The sequence below is a fragment of the Paractinoplanes brasiliensis genome (assembly GCF_004362215.1).
In the GTDB taxonomy this organism is placed as follows: domain Bacteria; phylum Actinomycetota; class Actinomycetes; order Mycobacteriales; family Micromonosporaceae; genus Actinoplanes; species Actinoplanes brasiliensis.
In genome coordinates, this window is sequence record NZ_SNWR01000001.1 from 1,995,074 (window position 1) to 2,011,544 (window position 16,471).

Genomic DNA, 16,471 nt, shown 5'->3' on the forward strand with positions numbered 1-16,471 from the left:
TTCCTCCTACGCCGGCTGGGTGTCGGCGGGGACCTCGAAGGTAGTGATCACCTGGCGTGATCGGGACAAACAGCGAGATTACTCCCCGACCTCGCACACCTCGAACTGGCCCGTCGACTGGTTCTGATCGAGGGAGGCCCTGAGCTGCTCGACCTGACCGTCCTCGAGCGTCGCGGTGACCGGCATGGTCATGGACACGGTGCTGAACCGGCCCAGTTTCCAGTCGGTGATCCTTTCCTCGGCCGCGACGCGCGTGCGGAACTCCGAGGCCGTCTCGCGCCGCCGGGCCTGCTCACAGAGCAACCCGTACGCCTGGTCGAAGCGCTCGCCGCGCAGAGCGTTCAGATAGTCGTCGACGGCGGCGTGCGCCTGCTCGTCGAGAGCGCCCGAGATCGACGTGCCGAGGCCGATGAGCGCGGCCAGCCCGCCACCGCAGACGAGCACGAGCACGCCCGCGCCGATGCCCAGGCCCCAGCCGAGACGCTTGCCCTTGCCCTCGACGGGCGGGGCCGGGAACGGCGGCTGGACACCCGGGCCCTGCGGCGGGACCGGAACATGAGGCGCCGTCGTCATGGCGCCAAGCGTAGTCGTCAGCGCCAGGGCTCGGCGGCCCGGTCGCTCTCGGCCACCTCGACCTTCCCGCCCGGTTCGGCGCTGGCCAGGGTCTCGAACGCGGACGGCTCGTCGATCGACTCGCTCAGCAGCGGGGTCGCGTGGACCTTGACGTCGAAGCCGCCCAGGGCCCGCCGGTAGGCTCCGACGGACTGCCACTCGGTGACCAGGGTCCACCAGTCCGGGTCGTCGAGGGCGCGGGTCAGCCGGCCGGAGACATACCCTGGTCGTTCGGCCAGGGCGGCGAGCGCGGCGTGCGCCCGCTCGACGAAGCCGTCCTGCGTGTCCGGCTGCACGTGAAAGCGGTTGAGCACCAGCATGCGACGAGAGTACGCAGCGACGAGGAGTGACGTGGTGACGCCTTCCGACAACCTGCTCGGGCGCCTGTCCCGGGTGAACCCCACGGCCGCCTTCGTCCTCGCGCTGGCGGTGATGCTCGGTGGCCTCTTCCTGCCGGGCATCGTCGGCGCCGCCCTGCTGTTCGTGCTGGCCGCGGGCCTGGCCGCGCTCACCTTCACGACCTGGCCGGTGCAGTCGGGCTCGACCCGCGCCCTCCGCCTGCTGATTCTGGCCCTGTTGCTCGCGGTCGTGGTGACCAAGGCGCTCTAGACACATGCGCTTTTGACAATCATTATCATTGTCAGAGACAGTGGGTGGTATGCGCCGCCGTCTTCTCTCTGCTCTGCTCGTGCCGGCCGTCGCCCTCGCCGGGTGCGGTGATCAGGCCGCCTCCGGGGAGAAGCCGGAGGACGGGAAGTTCGAGATCGTCACGGCGTTCTATCCGCTGCAGTTCCTCAGCGAGCGGATCGGAGGCGATGTGGTCAGCGTCACCAACCTCACCAAGCCGGGCGCCGAGCCGCACGACCTCGAACTCACCCCACGCCAGGTCGGCCAGATCGCCGACGCCGGCCTCGCGGTCTACATCAAGGGCTTCCAGCCGGCCGTCGACGAGGCCATCGGGCTGGAGGCCGAGGACAAGGGGTTCGACGCTGCCGCGGTCGTGCCCCTGCTGCCCGCGGGCGGCGAGGACGACGACGGCCACGAGCACTCCGAGGCCGAGGGCGGCGAGGACCCGCACGTCTGGCTCGATCCCGTCCGCCTGGCCACGATCGCCGGCAAGCTGGCCGAGCGCCTCGGCCAGGCCGACCCCGCGCACGCCGCCGGATACGCCGAGCGGGCCCGCGCCCTCGGCGCCGAGCTGACCGCGCTGAACACCGAGTTCGCCGCCGGCCTGAAGACCTGCGACCGCCGCGAGCTGGTGACCAGCCACACCGCCTTCGCCTATCTGGCCGCCCGCTACGACCTGCACCAGGTCGGCATCACCGGCATCTCGCCCGAGGCCGAGCCCTCGCCGCAGCGCCTCGCCGCCGTGGCCCGGGAGGCCCGCGAGACCGGCGCCACCACGATCTTCTTCGAGACCCTGGTCAGCCCGGCGGTGGCCGAGACCATCGCCCGTGAGGTCGGCGCCAGGACAGCCGTGCTCGACCCGCTCGAAGGCCTCACCGACTCCACCGGCGACTACTTCACCGTCATGCGGCAGAACCTGGCCACCCTCGAGACCGGACTGGGGTGCAAGTGATGAGTGTCGTCTCGGTACGCCACGCCGCCGTCGGCTACGACGGCCGCGAGATCCTGCACGACGTGTCGATGACCGTGGACGCCGGCGAGGTCGTCGCGATCCTGGGCGCCAACGGCTCCGGCAAGTCCACCCTGATCCGGACGATCCTCGGGCTGGTCGCGCTCGGCCACGGCGAGATCGACCTGTTCGGCACCCCGCAGCGCAAGTTCCGCGACTGGGCCCGCGTCGGCTACGTGCCGCAGCGCCTCGGCGCGGGCAGCGGCGTGCCGGCCACGGTCGGCGAGGTCGTCGCCTCGGGGCGGCTGGCCCGGCGCGGCATCTTCCGGCCGTCCGGGGCGGCCGACCGGGCGGCGGTGCGGGACGCGCTGACCGACGTGGGCCTGCTGATGCGCATCAACGACCCGGTCACCACGCTCTCCGGCGGCCAGCAGCAGCGCACGCTGATCGCGCGGGCGCTGGCCGGCCGGCCCGACCTGCTGGTGCTCGACGAGCCGACGGCCGGGGTCGACGCGGCCAGCCAGGAGGCGTTCGCCGCCGCGCTGGGCCGGTTCGCCGGCGACGGCGGCACGATCCTGCTGGTCGCGCACGAGCTCGGCCCGTTGCGGCCGCTGATCGACAGGGCCGTCGTCGTGCACGAGGGCCGCATCGCGCACGAGGGCGCGCCACCCGAGCCGGCCGGTCACCACGCCGAACCCGACCACGACCATGTGCACCCGCACGCCGTGCAGCCCGCGGCGGGCATCTGCGTGGCCCCGGCCGACCGGATCGTGGCGAGCTGACGATGGACCTCTTCCAGTACGACTTCATGATCCGCGCCCTGCTGGGCGCGCTGATCATCGGCTTGACCGCGCCCGCCCTCGGCATCTATCTGGTGCAGCGGCGGCTCTCGCTGATCGGCGACGGCATCGGGCACGTGGCGCTGACCGGCGTCGGCGTGGGCCTGCTGCTCAACCAGTCCCCCGTGCTCAGCGCGGTGATCGTGGCGGCGATCGGCGCGGTCGGCGTCGAGCTGATCCGCGAGCGCGGCCGCACCTCCGGCGACCTGGCCCTGGCGCTGCTGTTCTACGGCGGCATCGCGGGTGGCGTGGTGCTGGTCGCGCTCTCCGACGACGCCAACAACAACAGCCTGGTGCAGTACCTGTTCGGCTCGCTGATCACGACGTCGCCCGAGGACATCGCGGTGATCGCCGTGCTCGGGGCGGCCGTGCTGATCGCGATGCTGGTGTTCCGGCCGGCGCTGTTCGCGGTCTGCAACGACGAGGAGTACGCCCGGGTCAGCGGCCTGCCGGTGCGCGCGCTCAACCTGCTGATGGCCGTCACCACCGCCGTCACGGTGACGATCGCCATGCGTACGGTGGGCCTTCTGCTCGTCTCGGCCCTGATGGTGATCCCGGTGGCCGCCGCGCAGCAGGTCACCCGCGGCTTCCGCACCACGATGGCCGCCGCGATGGCGATCGGGCTGGTCGCGGCGGGCGCCGGGGTGGTCGTCTCGGCCGAGGCCGACACCCCGCCCGGCGCCACCACGGTGATCCTGGCGCTGGCCGTCTTCGTGGCGATCACCGTCGGGGCCGCGGGCCTGCGGATGGTGCGCCGGCATTCCCAGCCGCCCCGCGAGGTGGAGCCGCCCGACGTCGTTCTGCAGGAGGCCCCGGTCCGATGACGACGACGAGCGGTTACGAGGCGTACGAGTCGGCAGGTGAGCTGCTGCGGGCCCTGTCGGCGCCGATCCGGGTGGCGATCGTGGCAGAGTTGGGGGTGGGCGAGCGCTGCGTCCACGAGCTGGTCGAGAAGCTCGGCGCGCCGCAACCCCTGGTCTCCCAGCATCTGCGGGTGCTGCGCGGCGCCGGGGTGGTGCGGGGTGCACGCCGTGGACGCGAGATCGCATACTCGCTGGTGGACGATCACGTGGCGCACATCGTCGCCGATGCGGTCAGCCATGCCAGGGAGGTCAGGTCGTGAGTGCCGAACAGAACGTCGCGCAGCGCAACACCAAGCAGCGCAGCGCGGTGAGCGCCGTGCTGGCCGAGGCCGAGGGCTTCTACAGCGCGCAGGAACTGCACGCCCGGCTGCGGGAACAGGGTCAGCGGGTCGGCCTGACCACGGTCTATCGCACCCTGCAGGGTCTGGCCGACGCGGGCGAGATCGACGTGATGCGCCCGCCCGGCGGCGAACATCTTTACCGCCGCTGCAGCCAGGGCCACCACCACCATCTGGTGTGCCGTGAGTGTGGTTCGGCGGTCGAGGTCGAGGGCCCGGCGGTCGAGTCGTGGGCCGACAAGGTGGCCAGCCGGCACGGCTACGTCGACGTGTCGCACACGATGGAGATCTTCGGCACCTGCCCGGACTGCGCGAACAAGTCCTGAGTGGGACCCTGGGCCGGTGAAGCTCTACGCCGACCGGCTGCCCACCGCCGTACGCCAAATCCTCACCGACGCCATCGTGGTCCTGTGGATCTATCTGTGGGTTCGCGCGGGTCTGTGGGTCAACGACATGGTCGAGAAACTCGGTGTCCCAGGGGCGAAGCTGGAGGCCGCCGGTGGGGGCATCGCCGACAACCTGAGCGACGCCGGCAGCAAGGTCGACGGCGTCCCGCTGGTCGGCGATCAGCTGGTCAAACCGTTCAACGGCGCCGCCTCGGCCGCCCGGTCGCTGGCCGAGGCGGGCCGTGAGCAGCAAGAGGTCGTCGACACGATGGCGATCGTCGTGGCTCTGGTGGCGGTGTCCGTTCCGTTGGCTCTCGTGCTGTTCCTCTGGCTTCCGCTGCGGCTGCGGTGGATGCGCCGGGCGTCGGTCGCTTCCGCCGTACGCGATCAGCCCGCCGGGCGTGACCTGCTGGCGTTGCGCGCCCTTTCCTCCCAGCCGCTCAACCGCCTGGCCAAGCTCGGTCCCGACATCGCGCAGAGCTGGCGCAACGGCGACGCCGCGGCGGTCGACGCGCTGGCCGAGCTGGAACTCAAGCGGCTCGGTCTGCGGTCTCGCCGGGAGTGACGTCCGTCCCGGCGACCTCCTCGTCCTCGTCCTCGTCGTCCTCGTCGATCCAGTTCCGGCGGAAGAACGGGATGGCCGCCCAGAAGGTGAGGAAGAAGACGGCGGTGATCGCGCTCAACAGGAACGCCAGCGGCCGGTCGAGGATGAAGTCGGTGACCAGCAGCACCGAACTGACCATCGCGACAAGCAGGAAGAACAGCCCGCCGGTGGCCATCCGGTGGGCGTAACGCACCAGCTCGGGCTTGCGGCCCTGACGGAACAGGGCGCGGTGGAAGGCGACCGGCGCGATGATCATGGCGGTCGCCCCGGCCGCGGCCAGCAGCGCCACCACGTACGTGTCCTTCTGGAACTGCGTGACCTCGGAGAACCTGTTGCTGAACGGCAGGGTCAGCAGGAAGGCGAAGAGGATCTGGATGCCCGTCTGCGCGACGCGCAACTCCTGAAGCAGGTCGGCGAAGTTGCGGTCCCAGCGCTGCTTCTCGGTCTCGTGTCGCCCGTACGCCTTGTCCACCATGACGCAGCGGATTCCCCAAAGTGCCCGCGAATCAAACTCCGCCGATACGCGCGAGGGCGGCGTCGGCGAGCGCGGCAGAGGCCTGCTCCGGCACCCAGTGGCTGATGCCCCGCATCGCGACGAGCTGATAGTCGGCCTCGACCCAGTCGCGGGTGCGCAGGGCAGCGGTCAGCGTGACCACGCCGTCCTTGTCGCTCCACACGTACGTGGTGGGCACGCGGACGATTCCCGGGCCGTCGGGCGAGCCGCCGGTTGCCGCGCGATACCAGTTCAGGCCGCCGGTGAGCCGGTCCGGGTCGGTCCGCATCGACTCGACGTACTTGTCGCCCGTACGGCCGATCGGCTTGAGCATCGCGCGCAGCACCGCGCCGTCCCGGGCCAGCAGGAACCGCTCGGCCACCGGCGACTGGAAGATCTTGAAGTAGACCATCCGCGCCCGCTGCGACGCCCGGACCCGTAACGCCAGGCCCAGCGCCTTGGGGTGCGGCACCGAGACGGCGGTCAGCGTACGGACCCGCTCCGGGTAACCCGAGGCCAGCCACCAGCCCACGACAGCGCCCCAGTCATGCCCGATGACGTGCGCGGACTCGATGCCCAGGGCGTCCAGGACGGCCACCGCGTCGGCCGTCGGCTCGGACATGCGGTAGGCCCCGACGTCGGCCGGGCGAGCGCCGGGCGAGGTGCCGCGCTGGTCGATGGCGTACGTGCGCAGCCCTCTCTCATGCAACCGCGGCGCGAGCAGGTCGAACTCACGGTGGTCCTGCGGGAACCCGTGCAGCAGCAGCACCGGGTCGCCGTCGGACGGGCCGCCCTCGTACACGTCGAAGGTCAGGCCTCGCGCTTTGATCTCCATGTGACGGCTCCCTCGCTGTTCCTTGACCGTGACCGGTGTTAGCGTCATCGAAACACACCATGTTTTTCCGACAGGGGAGCGCACAGCGCTGAGAGTGCGGGCAACCGCAGACCCTCGCACCTGATCTGGGTAATGCCAGCGCAGGAAGTTCGGTCTTTTCTCCAGCCGCGTCGTGTCCGGGGTCCGTCCCCGGCGACGGCGTGCGTCTCCTCCCGGTACCCACTGGGAGGTTCTCACATGTTCAACCGCTGGCGGACGATCGACATCGTCATAGCCTCGATCGTCGCCGTGACCTTCGGCGTCATCTTCTGGGCCTGGGGCCTGCTCTACAACGGCCCGGCCGACGCCATCCCCCTGCCCGGCCGCGCCCTGCTCTACGGCGTCTGGCTGGTCCCGGCCGTGCTGGGCGCGCTGATCGTGCGCAAACCGGGCGCCGCCTTCTACACGTTGTCGCTGGCCGCCCTGGTCTCGGTGGCCATCGGCACGAGCTGGGGCTGGACCATCGCGGTGCAGGGCCCGCTCGAGGCCCTCGGCGCCGAGCTGGTCTTCGCGGCCTTCGCCTACAAGGTGTACCGTCTGCCGGTCGCGCTGCTGGCCGGGGCGGCCGCCGGTCTGGTGGCCGCGGTCTACGACGTCTTCGTCTGGTACCCCGACACGGCGTGGGGCTCCTTCCGTATCCCGTACGTCCTGATCGCCGCGGCGTCGGCTCTGGTGATCGCCGGGCTGGGCAGCGTGCTGCTCACCCGCGCTCTGGCTCAGACCGGCGTCCTGGACCGTTTCCCGGCGGGCCGCTCGCGCGCGCTTGTCTGATCTGATGTTGTTCACGTCATGAGCGAGGTTGTTCTCCGCGGTTTCGGCTGGCGGCATGCGGGCCGGCGGGCCTGGGCCGTCCGCGAGGTCGACCTGCGGATCGCTCACGGCGAGCGGGTGCTCCTGCTCGGGCCTTCCGGGGCCGGCAAGAGCACCCTGCTCGCGGCGTTGTCCGGCCTGCTTCCCGAGGATTCGGGCGAGTCCGAGGGCACGATCGAGATCGACGGCCTCGACCCGCGCAAGGCCCGCGAAAAGGTCGGCATCGTCTTTCAGGACCCGCAGACCCAGCTCGTGATGGCCCGCAGCGGCGACGACGTGGCGTTCGGCCTGGAAAATCGCGGGGTGCAGGCGGCGCAGATCTGGCCATGGGTCAGCGACGCGCTCGACCGGGTCGGCTTCCCCTACCCGATCACCCGCTCCACGGCGGCGCTCTCCGGCGGCGAGGCCCAGCGGCTGGCCCTGGCCGGGGTGCTGGCGTCGCGGCCGGGCCTGCTGCTGCTCGACGAGCCGACCGCCAACCTCGACCCGGCCGGGGCGGCGCTGATCCGGGAGTCGCTCGCGGCGCTTCGCGACACCACCACGGTGCTGGTCGAACATCGGGTGGCCGAGGCGTTGCCGCTGGTCGACCGGGTGGTGGTGCTGGAGCCGGGCGGCGGGGTGCGGGCCGACGGCGCGCCCGAGATGGTGTTCGCGGCCTACGGCGACCGGCTCGCCGACGAGGGCGTGTGGGTGCCGGGTTTCACGATTCCGCCGCTCAAGTCGGGCACGGCGGCCACCCCTGATCTCGTACGGGCCGAAGGGGTTGCTCTGTCGCAACGGCTCGCGCCGGTGACGCTCGGGGTGGGCGCCGGCGAGGTGCTGGCGGTGACCGGGCCGAACGGGGCGGGCAAGTCGACGCTGGCGTTGCTGCTCGGCGGGCTGATCGCGCCGACCGGCGGGCGGATCAGCGGCTTCGGCGACCAGCGCCCGCCGCACCGGTGGCGCGCGGCGACGCTGACCGGGCGCATCGGTTCGGTCTTCCAGAACCCGGAACACCAGTTCGTCACGTCCCGGGTCGCCGACGAGCTGGCGGTCGGCCCGCGACGGCTGGGCCGCTCCCCCTCGGCGGTCGCCGCGACCGTCGCCGACCTGCTCGAACGCTTGAGGCTGACCAAGCTCGCGGAGGCGAACCCGTACACGTTGTCGGGCGGGGAGGCACGCCGCCTGAGCGTGGCCACGGCGCTGGCCACCGCGCCGCGCTTGCTGGTGCTCGACGAGCCGACCTTCGGCCAGGACCGCAAGACGTGGATCGAGCTGGTCACCCTGCTGGCCACCCTGCGCGACGACGGCCACGGCATCCTGGCCGTCACCCACGACGACGACTTCGTGCGGACGGTGGCCGACCGCACGTTCCCCCTCGGCACAGCCCGCCCGCGGGACCCCCTCCCCCACCGGCGGCCACGCGCATGAACTTCGCCCTGCAGCCGACAGGGAACATGTCGGCTCCGCTGGCCCGGCGCAACCCCGTCGCGAAGCTGGCCGCCGCCCTGCTCTTCTCGCTGCCCCTGCTGGCGACGCTCGACCCGCTCACCCCGGCGATCGCCCTGGCCGTCGAACTCGCCGTGGCCCCCCTGTTCGGCGTCCGCTACTCGACGCTGGCCAAGCGGGCCTGGCCGGTGCTGGTCGCCTCGCTCGGCCTGCTGGTCACCATGGTGCTGTTCTCGGCCAACCGCACCGGCGCCCTCCTGCTCGACCTGGGCCCGTTCGACATCACGACGGGCGTGCTGACCTCCGCGCTGGGCCTGATCCTGCGCCTGTTCGCCGTGGCCGTCCCCGGCGTGCTCGTCTTCGCCACCACCGACCCGACCGACCTGGCCGACGCGCTGGTGCAGAACGCGAAGGCCCCCGCCCGCTTCGCCATCGGCGCGCTGGCCGCTTTCCGGCTGCTCCCCCTGCTGGGCGCCGAGTGGCAGATGCTCACCCTGGCCCGGCGCGCCCGAGGCATCGACGCGGGCAAAAACCCTATTTCCGCCGTACGCCTTTTCGTCTCCACCGCTTTCGCCCTGCTGGTCGGCGCCCTCCGCCGCGGCGGCCGCCTGGCCGTGGCCATGGACGCGCGCGGCTTCGATTCCGGGATCCAGCGCACCCACGCCCGCCGGCAGTTCTTCCGGGCCGCCGACGCCGCCCTGGTCGTGGGGGCGGTGGCCCTCTCCGGTGCGGCGCTGGGAGTGACGATCGCCCTGGGCCTGTTCCGCCCGATCATCTGAGCAGATCGTTCAGCCGACACACCCGACCCGAACGGCAGCCGCCCGTACTGACGAAAGTCAGGCACGGTACATGCGGTGTTGATCTGCCGGGACGAATGTGTGCCCGAGTACGCATGCATCCATCTGTGGGAGATCACCGATATGGGTCACGGTCACGACCACCATCACGACCACGCGCACGAGGGTGCCGGAGGCGACCTTTCCCCGGCTCTCGACCTGAGCATCCCGGACAGCGAGCTGTCGCCGTCCGACGTCTCGCGTCGTGGGTTCCTCCGGGGAGCCGGCCTGCTGGGCGCGGGCGCCGCGGCCTCCGTGCTGGCCACCCCGTCCGCCGCGCAGGCCGCCGGCCTGCCGCACAGCCACGGCCCGGCCGGGGGCGGCACCGAGAAGGGCGGGTTCGCCTGGCTCGCCGGCGACCACCACATCCACACCCAGTACAGTTCGGACGCCCAGTACCGGGTGATCGACCAGGCCCGGCACGGCCGCGCGTTCGGCCTCGACTGGGTCGTCATCACCGACCACGGCAGCGTCGCCCATGCCAAGATCGGTGTCGAGAAGGTGAACCCGGACATCCGGGCCACCCGCGAAGAACTCAAGGACCTGCTCACGTTCCAGGGCCTGGAGTGGAACATCCCGGCCGCCGAGCACGCGACCGTCTTCGTGGCCCCCAGCAAGCACGAGGTCGAGGTCCTCAAGCAGTTCGAGACCAACTACGACGGCAACCTGCTGCCCGCCACCAACACCCCCGCGCAGAACGAGGCCGCCGCGATCGCCGGCATCAAGTTCCTCGGCTCGCAGGTGCGGGCGCGCAAGGTCGAGGCCGCCCTGTTCCTGGCCAACCACCCGGCCCGGCGCGGCATCGACTCGCCGCACGAGATCCGCAACTGGCGTGACGCCGACCCGTCGGTCGCCATCGGCTTCGAGGGCGCGCCCGGCCACCAGGCCGCGGGCATCCCCGCCCCGAACGGCCGCGGCGGCGCCCGGGGCTACTACGACAACAACCCGTCGGCCGCGTCGTTCCCCGGCTACCCGCCGGAGAGCTACCGCACCTGGGGCGGCTTCGACTGGATGACCTCCACCGTCGGCGGCCTGTGGGACAGCCTGCTCGCCGAGGGCAAGGCCTGGTGGATCACGGTCAACTCGGACTCGCACGTCAACTATCTGGACCAGTCGGACCGGGGCCCGGGCAGCGACTTCGAGGCCAACGGCAAATACAACGACCCGGTCTACACCGGCAAGACGCTGACCACGGCGGGTGACTTCTGGCCCGGCTTCTACGGCCGCACCACCGTCGGCGCCACGTCGTGGGGCTACAAGCAGGTCATGGACGGCCTGCGCGCCGGCCGCGTCTGGGTCGACCACGGCCGGCTGATCAAGGGCCTGGACGCCCGGGTCCGCGTGGCCGGCGACCGCCGCTCGTCGTCCGGCACCCCGCTCGGCGGCGTGCTGCACGTCAAGCGGGGCACCTCGACCGAGATCACGCTCGACATCGACCTGCAGGACGTGCCGAACTGGGCGCAGTTCATCCCGGTGCTCAAGCGGGTCGACGTCATCGTCGGCACGGTCACCGGCCCGGTCGCCGACAAGGACGCCTTCACCGCCCCGAACACCAAGGTGGTCAAGTCGTTCGAGGTCGGCAAGAAGTCGGGCAGGGTGTCGTTCACCTACTCGTTCGGCCGCCTCGACAAGCCGTTCTACGTGCGGGTCCGGGGCACCGACGCGAACCGTACGCAGGCCGGCCTGATGGGCGCCGCCGTCGACCCGGTGGGCCCGAAGCTGGACGTGCTCGGCGACGCCGACCCGTGGGGCGACCTGTGGTTCTACACGAACCCGATCTGGGTTCTGCCCAAGTGACCCTGTACCGCTCGGCCGCTCGGAGCCTCGTGACGACCGGGGTCAGCCTCGGTCACCGCGAGGTCTCCGAGGCCGACCACTGGATCCTCTCGCTGGAGCCGGCGCCCACGCTGGCCTGCACGCATCTTGTGCAGGCGCCGTTCCCACATGTGGCGATCAGCGTGACGTCGGCCGTGCCCTCGGAGACCGCGTCCTTCGAGACCGCGGACGATCTTCGGGCCGGTGCCGATGCCGCGGCGGCCGGGAGGTTCGGGCGAGCCGTCGTCTTCCCGGGCTCGTCCGGGCTGACCGGGCGGCTCACCGTGGCGGAACTGCTCGAGCGCACCGCGATCGACCGGGTCGAGATTCTCGGCTCGGGGGCCGCCGACCCCGGCCAGATCGTGGACACCCGCGATTTTGTCCGTCCCCAGTACCGCGGCGACGATCTCGTTCTGGTGACCATGCCGGCTGCGGGTGGAGTGCTCGTGCCGTTCGAAACGCGGGATCCCACCCCCTGCTGCGCCGACCACGGGTAGGCCCTTCTCTACGCTGGGGCCGTGTCACGTAACTCGCTGCAGTCGAAACTCGCCGAAGCGCGGGGCGGGGTGATGCTCTTCAGCATCACCCCGCCCCGGCGCGCCACCGCCCCCGAGCGGGTCAAGGAGATAGCCGGGATCACCGTGCGCCGGCTGGCTGAGCTGGATCTCGACGGTCTGATCCTCTACGACATCGACGACGAGTCGGACCGCAATCCCGACGAACGCCCGTTCCCGTACCTGCCGACGCTCGACCCGGCGTCGTTCCACGCCGACCACCTCGGCGACTGGGACAAGCCGACGGTCATCTACCGCTGCGTCGGCAAGTACGAGGAGCAGGATCTGCGCGGCTGGCTGTCGTCCGCCTCCCCCGAACTGCTCACCGTCTTCGTGGGTTCGTCGTCGCACACCAAACCCGTACGGACGTCGCTACGCCGGGCCCAGCGTCTGCACCACGAGGTGAGCCCGGCCCTGCCGCTCGGCGCGGTGGTGATCGGCGAAAGGCACGCCCGGCACGGCGACGAGCACCTGCGCATGCTGACCAAGCAGGAACGCGGCTGCACCTTCTTCATCTCCCAGGTGGTCTACGACCTCAACGAGACGAAGAACTTGGTCTCCGACTACTTCTTCGCCTGCCGCGACGCCGGCATCACGCCCCGCCCGATCATCTTCACGCTCTCGTTGTGCGGCTCGGCCAAGACGCTGGAGTTCCTGGAATGGCTGGGTGTCGAGGTGCCGCCGTGGCTCGCCACCGAACTGCGCGAGTCCCCCGACCCACTGGCCGACTCCCGCCGCGAATGCCTGGCCATCGCGCGCGACCTGAAGGCCTACTGCGAACGCCTGGGCATGCCGTACGGCTTCAACGTCGAGAGCGTCTCCATCCGTAAGGCCGAGATCGAGGCCAGCACCGAACTGGCCCGCGAGGTCGCCGCCCTGCTCCGAGCCTGACTCAGGCCGCCACCAGCTCCGCTCGGCGTCGTTGCACCGCGGCGCCGAGCGCGGCCGGGTCGCAGCCGGCCAGGTGATCCCTGATCAGCAGGTGGGCGAAGCGGTACTCGCGTGCGATGCGCACCAGCAGTCCGCGATCCGCGGTGGAGCGCAGGAACGACCGCCGCCACGGATCGGGCTCGCCCGCCACTGACAACGCGACCCTGTTCAGCACCTGCTCGGCCGTGATGCCGACGAACGCGATCGGGAACATGCCCAGCAGGAAGGCCAGTACGACACCGCTGATCGCGTCGAGCGGCACCGCCTCGGCGCCCCGCCCCACCAGCACCGCTGTCCCGAACAGGGCCAGCACGGCCAGCGCCTTCCGGGGAAGACTGGGCCGGCCCTCGACGGCCAAGGCCTTCCGCTGCCCCTCGCGGGGATCGAACGTCATCACCACCAGCAAGACGAAGACACCAAGAACAAAGCCCACGACGGCTTCCCGGCGGACGCCGACCACCACCACGAACACCACCGTGCCGGCCGCCACGGCCTGGGCCTGCCAGAAGAAGCGCCAGGTGACGACCTTGCGGGTGACGGCTCGGAGCAGAAGCCACACGGTCGGAAGCGTGGCGACGGCGACCGTCACCCCCGCGGCGGTTCGGGACGGCAGGGGGATGTTGCGGGCCGACCAGAACAGCAACGCGAGGACAGCAACGTTCACCACCGCCACGATCGCCACGAAGGCGAGCAGCGTCGTCCGGCGCGCGATCGACGGACGTACCGGCGCCTGCGACCAGGCCGAGGCGACAAAGCTCACGCACAGGGCCGCCACCCCGGCCCCGAACACGCGGCCGGCCCAGGCCGCGGCCACCGCGGTCACCGACACAGCGCCCAGCACCTGACAGATCGGCATGAGCCAGAACGTCGTGACCTCGGCCGCCGCCCGGCTGACCCGCGAGGTGAGAGCGTCGCCGTCAAGCGCGGTGAGGCCTGTGCCGCTGCCCGACGCTGCCGACGCGCACGCGAGAATCTGGATCGCTCGGAGCGTCTCCGCGGGGGCGGGCCCGCTGCCACCCCGATTCCGCGCGAGCACTTCCACCACGTACGCGTCGAAAAGCAGCCGCCGCAGCTCGGCCGGCCCGGAGGCGCGGGCAACCTCGTCCCAGTCCTCGTTTCCGCGCGCCAGCACCACGACGTTCAGCATCAGCGGGGTGGTGAGCACCTCCCACAGTTCGGCGTCGTCGGTCAGCACCGGCGCGACGTCACCGAGGTAGTCCAGGATCTGCTCCTTGGTCAGCGGCCGGATGACGACCGCCCCCTGCGCTCGCAGCGACCCGGTCAGGCGGTCGTAGTCGGCCTCGCGGCTGCAGACCACGAGCCGCGCCGTCCGGATCCTCTCCTGCAACGCGTTGATCTCATCCAGGCAGCGCTCCCGGAACGACTCCTCGACCTCGTCGAGACCGTCCAGGAGCAGCACCAGCCGGCCGTCGTGCAGCCAGGCGCGGCCGATCGGCGCGGGAATCCGATAACGTGACTGCAACTCGGTGACGATCCACTCGGCCAGGGGCCGAGGCGCGCGTTCGACACCGCGCGGCCGGAACCACGACCGGCGCGGGCGCGCCCAGCCACCCAGGTCGAGCACGACCGGGACGTTCCCCGCGGGTTGCGCCCGGGCCACAAGCTCGCCCGCGAGGTCGAGAAGTTGCGTCGTCTTGCCGGCGCCGGGCGCGCCCAGGATCAGCATCGACTCGTCCATCTCGTCGAAGACGTCGGCCAGAGCGACGTCCTCGGAGAGCTCGAACGCGTTTCCGCTGACCCGCTGCACCAGGTGCAGCGGTTGCCGGACCGCGTCCGGACGCTCGTCCAGCGTCAGCCGGATCCGCTCGTCGAGCAGGCCGAGACGCCGGGCCGCGACGTATCGCGACACCTGTTCCAGGGCGCGGCGGACGTTGCGCTCGTCGTCGGTCCGGCGTGCCGGCCGTGCCGGGTCGCCCGCTCCGACCCTGTCCCAGATCTCCAGGCCGATCAGCAGCAGCAGGCAACCCAGCGCGGTCGGCCACATGACCGGGCGGAAGGGCTGGAGCCACTGTGGCGCGGTGCCGCCGGTCTCAAGGTTGACCGCGAAGGGCAGAATCACGAGCCCGCCGAGCGTGGCCAGCAGGACCTGCAGAACGCGCACCGCCGCTCGGCCCATCGCTCACCCTTCGCCCGGGAGGCCCTCGATTGTCTCAGGGTCCGCCAAGCCCGGCGAGATCCTCAGTGGCTGGTCGCGAACCTGGCCTGGCCTGCGCCGAGACCGCCGCCTGGGGAAGGCGTTCCGGCCCCGGGCGGCCACGAGCGCCGAGGCGCTGGACGCGGCCAAGCCGTGAGAGCGCGATCCGCTTTGGCCTTGACGCTCCGCCACACCACGGATGCTGACCAGCGGGAACGCGGAGTGAAATCGCTCTCGGACGAGTTGTCCACAGGCTTGCCTTTCTACGGGGGAAGCCTGCGACGATGGGCGGGTGCTGGTTGCGTTCTCAGTGACACCCCTCGGGGTGGGTGACTCCGTCGGTGATCTGGTCGCCGAGGCGGTGCGTGTCGTGCGCGCCTCCGGGCTGCCCCACCGCACCGACGCCATGTTCACCACGGTCGAGGGCGAGTGGGACGAGGTGATGGCCGTCGTGAAGCAGGCCGTCGACGCGGTGGCCGCCAAGGCGCCTCGGGTCAGCGTCTCGCTCAAGGCCGATGTGCGTCCCGGGGTGACCGGGGCGCTCACCGCCAAGGTGGAGCACATCGAGCGGGTGTTGCGCGAGTGAGACGCCTGGTGATGTGGGACATCGACTACACGCTGCTGAGCGGCGGCGGGGTCGCGGCGACGGCGTGGAAAGCGGCTTTTGTGGCGCTCACCGACGTGCCGTGGCGCGCCACGCCCAGCTTCGGCGGGCGTACGGACATGGACGTCTGCGCCGAGGTCTTCGCGACCCACGGGGTGACCGACTGCACGCCCGAGCGGTTCTTCCTGCGGTACGTCGACGAGGTGCGCGACCGGCAGCACCTGTTCGCCGAGCAGGGCGAACTCATGCCCGGGGTGCCCGAGGTGCTGTCCCGCCTCGGCGACGACCCGGGCGTGGTGCAGACGCTGGTCACCGGCAACGTGCCCGAGGTGGCGGCGGCCAAGGTCGCGGCGTTCGGGCTCAGCGACGCGTTCGACGCCGAGGTCGGCGGCTACGGCAGCGACGACAGCGTGCGCGCCACCCTGGTGCGGCGCAGCTTGGAGCGCGCCGAGGCCAAATACGGCGAACGGTTCGAACCCGTCGTCATCGGCGACACCGTGAACGACGTGGCAGCCGCGCTCGCGAACGGCGCTTTCGCCGTGGCGGTGGCGACCGGCCGGACCAGGATGGCCGACCTCGTGCTGGCCGGGGCCCACGCCGTGCTGCCCGACCTGTCCGACGTGGAGGCGGCAGTCCGCATCCTCACCACCGACGGCCTGACCGCCGACGAACTCACCTCCGGCTGAGCCGGCCGCCTGCACACCAGCGTCCCACCGCCCGGGGTTCAGGGCAGCCTCGGCGGGCGGGCCGGCCA

Annotated in this window: 20 protein-coding genes and 1 riboswitch; of the genes, 15 read left to right on the forward strand and 5 right to left on the reverse strand. The window is 71.4% G+C overall.

Annotated features, from left to right (window positions below):
* Nucleotides 1-78: 78 nt before the first annotated feature.
* A complete protein-coding gene (locus C8E87_RS08645; RefSeq protein ID WP_133872599.1) occupies nucleotides 79-573 on the reverse strand; it encodes a hypothetical protein in 495 nt (164 codons plus the stop codon).
* 17 nt (nucleotides 574-590) lie between these two features.
* On the reverse strand, nucleotides 591-932 hold the full coding sequence (locus C8E87_RS08650) for an antibiotic biosynthesis monooxygenase family protein (RefSeq protein WP_133872600.1): 342 nt from the start codon (nucleotides 930-932) through the stop codon (nucleotides 591-593).
* Nucleotides 933-963: 31 nt separating this feature from the next.
* On the opposite strand from C8E87_RS08650, the gene C8E87_RS08655 reads away from it, so the two are divergent.
* Genes C8E87_RS08655 through C8E87_RS08685 form a run of 7 tightly spaced genes read left to right on the forward strand, consistent with a single transcriptional unit; the run spans nucleotide 964 to nucleotide 5,179 of the window.
* Complete coding sequence (locus C8E87_RS08655) at nucleotides 964-1,221, forward strand: DUF6703 family protein (RefSeq protein ID WP_438866027.1); 258 nt, start codon at nucleotides 964-966, stop codon at nucleotides 1,219-1,221.
* 49 nt (nucleotides 1,222-1,270) lie between these two features.
* Entirely contained in the window at nucleotides 1,271-2,191 is a 921-nt protein-coding gene (locus tag C8E87_RS08660) for a metal ABC transporter substrate-binding protein (RefSeq protein ID WP_133872601.1), read from the forward strand.
* Nucleotides 2,191-2,970 (forward strand): metal ABC transporter ATP-binding protein, encoded by a 780-nt coding sequence (locus tag C8E87_RS08665; RefSeq protein ID WP_133872602.1) that lies wholly within the window; start codon nucleotides 2,191-2,193, stop codon nucleotides 2,968-2,970. Before C8E87_RS08660 ends, C8E87_RS08665 begins: the two co-directional genes overlap by 1 nt.
* Nucleotides 2,971-2,972: 2 nt before the next feature.
* Nucleotides 2,973-3,851, forward strand: coding sequence for a metal ABC transporter permease (locus C8E87_RS08670; protein ID WP_133872603.1), 879 nt, complete (start codon nucleotides 2,973-2,975; stop codon nucleotides 3,849-3,851).
* On the forward strand, nucleotides 3,848-4,150 hold the full coding sequence (locus tag C8E87_RS08675; protein ID WP_133872604.1) for an ArsR/SmtB family transcription factor: 303 nt from the start codon (nucleotides 3,848-3,850) through the stop codon (nucleotides 4,148-4,150). Before C8E87_RS08670 ends, C8E87_RS08675 begins: the two co-directional genes overlap by 4 nt.
* Nucleotides 4,147-4,554 (forward strand): Fur family transcriptional regulator, encoded by a 408-nt coding sequence (locus tag C8E87_RS08680; protein WP_133872605.1) that lies wholly within the window; start codon nucleotides 4,147-4,149, stop codon nucleotides 4,552-4,554. Before C8E87_RS08675 ends, C8E87_RS08680 begins: the two co-directional genes overlap by 4 nt.
* A 16-nt stretch (nucleotides 4,555-4,570) precedes the next feature.
* Nucleotides 4,571-5,179 (forward strand): hypothetical protein, encoded by a 609-nt coding sequence (locus C8E87_RS08685; RefSeq protein ID WP_133872606.1) that lies wholly within the window; start codon nucleotides 4,571-4,573, stop codon nucleotides 5,177-5,179.
* Here C8E87_RS08685 and C8E87_RS08690 read toward each other — a convergent pair.
* Both C8E87_RS08690 and C8E87_RS08695 read right to left on the reverse strand, forming a co-directional pair.
* Nucleotides 5,145-5,693 (reverse strand): DUF6328 family protein, encoded by a 549-nt coding sequence (locus tag C8E87_RS08690; protein WP_133872607.1) that lies wholly within the window; start codon nucleotides 5,691-5,693, stop codon nucleotides 5,145-5,147. The two genes, C8E87_RS08685 and C8E87_RS08690, sit on opposite strands and share 35 nt — an antisense overlap.
* A gap of 31 nt (nucleotides 5,694-5,724) precedes the next feature.
* On the reverse strand, nucleotides 5,725-6,546 hold the full coding sequence (locus tag C8E87_RS08695) for an alpha/beta fold hydrolase (RefSeq protein ID WP_133872608.1): 822 nt from the start codon (nucleotides 6,544-6,546) through the stop codon (nucleotides 5,725-5,727).
* Nucleotides 6,547-6,608: 62 nt separating this feature from the next.
* A riboswitch (TPP riboswitch) is annotated at nucleotides 6,609-6,711 on the forward strand.
* Between the two features lie 72 nt (nucleotides 6,712-6,783).
* Between C8E87_RS08695 and C8E87_RS08700 the strand changes: the two genes are divergently transcribed.
* The 6 genes from C8E87_RS08700 (at nucleotide 6,784) to C8E87_RS08725 (ending at nucleotide 12,919) form a co-directional block, all read left to right on the forward strand.
* The gene (locus tag C8E87_RS08700; RefSeq protein WP_133872609.1) at nucleotides 6,784-7,356 is read left to right on the forward strand and encodes an ECF transporter S component; all 573 of its coding nucleotides are present in this window, start codon (nucleotides 6,784-6,786) and stop codon (nucleotides 7,354-7,356) included.
* An 18-nt stretch (nucleotides 7,357-7,374) separates the two neighbouring features.
* Entirely contained in the window at nucleotides 7,375-8,805 is a 1,431-nt protein-coding gene (locus C8E87_RS08705) for an ABC transporter ATP-binding protein (RefSeq protein WP_133872610.1), read from the forward strand.
* Nucleotides 8,802-9,602, forward strand: a complete 801-nt coding sequence (locus tag C8E87_RS08710; RefSeq protein ID WP_133872611.1) for an energy-coupling factor transporter transmembrane component T family protein — start codon at nucleotides 8,802-8,804, stop codon at nucleotides 9,600-9,602. Before C8E87_RS08705 ends, C8E87_RS08710 begins: the two co-directional genes overlap by 4 nt.
* Nucleotides 9,603-9,701: 99 nt before the next feature.
* Complete coding sequence (locus C8E87_RS08715) at nucleotides 9,702-11,456, forward strand: histidinol-phosphatase (RefSeq protein ID WP_239080505.1); 1,755 nt, start codon at nucleotides 9,702-9,704, stop codon at nucleotides 11,454-11,456.
* Nucleotides 11,457-11,485: 29 nt separating this feature from the next.
* A complete protein-coding gene (locus C8E87_RS08720; RefSeq protein ID WP_243755143.1) occupies nucleotides 11,486-11,971 on the forward strand; it encodes a hypothetical protein in 486 nt (161 codons plus the stop codon).
* A gap of 21 nt (nucleotides 11,972-11,992) precedes the next feature.
* On the forward strand, nucleotides 11,993-12,919 hold the full coding sequence (locus C8E87_RS08725) for a methylenetetrahydrofolate reductase (protein ID WP_203720861.1): 927 nt from the start codon (nucleotides 11,993-11,995) through the stop codon (nucleotides 12,917-12,919).
* 1 nt (nucleotide 12,920) lies between these two features.
* On the opposite strand, the gene C8E87_RS08730 is transcribed toward C8E87_RS08725, so the two are convergent.
* Nucleotides 12,921-15,095 carry an NACHT domain-containing protein gene (locus tag C8E87_RS08730; RefSeq protein WP_133872613.1) on the reverse strand — a complete coding sequence of 725 codons (2,175 nt, stop codon included), beginning with the start codon at nucleotides 15,093-15,095 and terminating at the stop codon, nucleotides 12,921-12,923.
* Between the two features lie 310 nt (nucleotides 15,096-15,405).
* Between C8E87_RS08730 and C8E87_RS08735 the strand changes: the two genes are divergently transcribed.
* Both C8E87_RS08735 and C8E87_RS08740 read left to right on the forward strand, forming a co-directional pair.
* Nucleotides 15,406-15,699 carry an MTH1187 family thiamine-binding protein gene (locus tag C8E87_RS08735; protein ID WP_133872614.1) on the forward strand — a complete coding sequence of 98 codons (294 nt, stop codon included), beginning with the start codon at nucleotides 15,406-15,408 and terminating at the stop codon, nucleotides 15,697-15,699.
* Nucleotides 15,696-16,403, forward strand: a complete 708-nt coding sequence (locus C8E87_RS08740; RefSeq protein ID WP_239080506.1) for an HAD family hydrolase — start codon at nucleotides 15,696-15,698, stop codon at nucleotides 16,401-16,403. Before C8E87_RS08735 ends, C8E87_RS08740 begins: the two co-directional genes overlap by 4 nt.
* The last annotated feature ends 68 nt before the right edge of the window (nucleotides 16,404-16,471 follow it).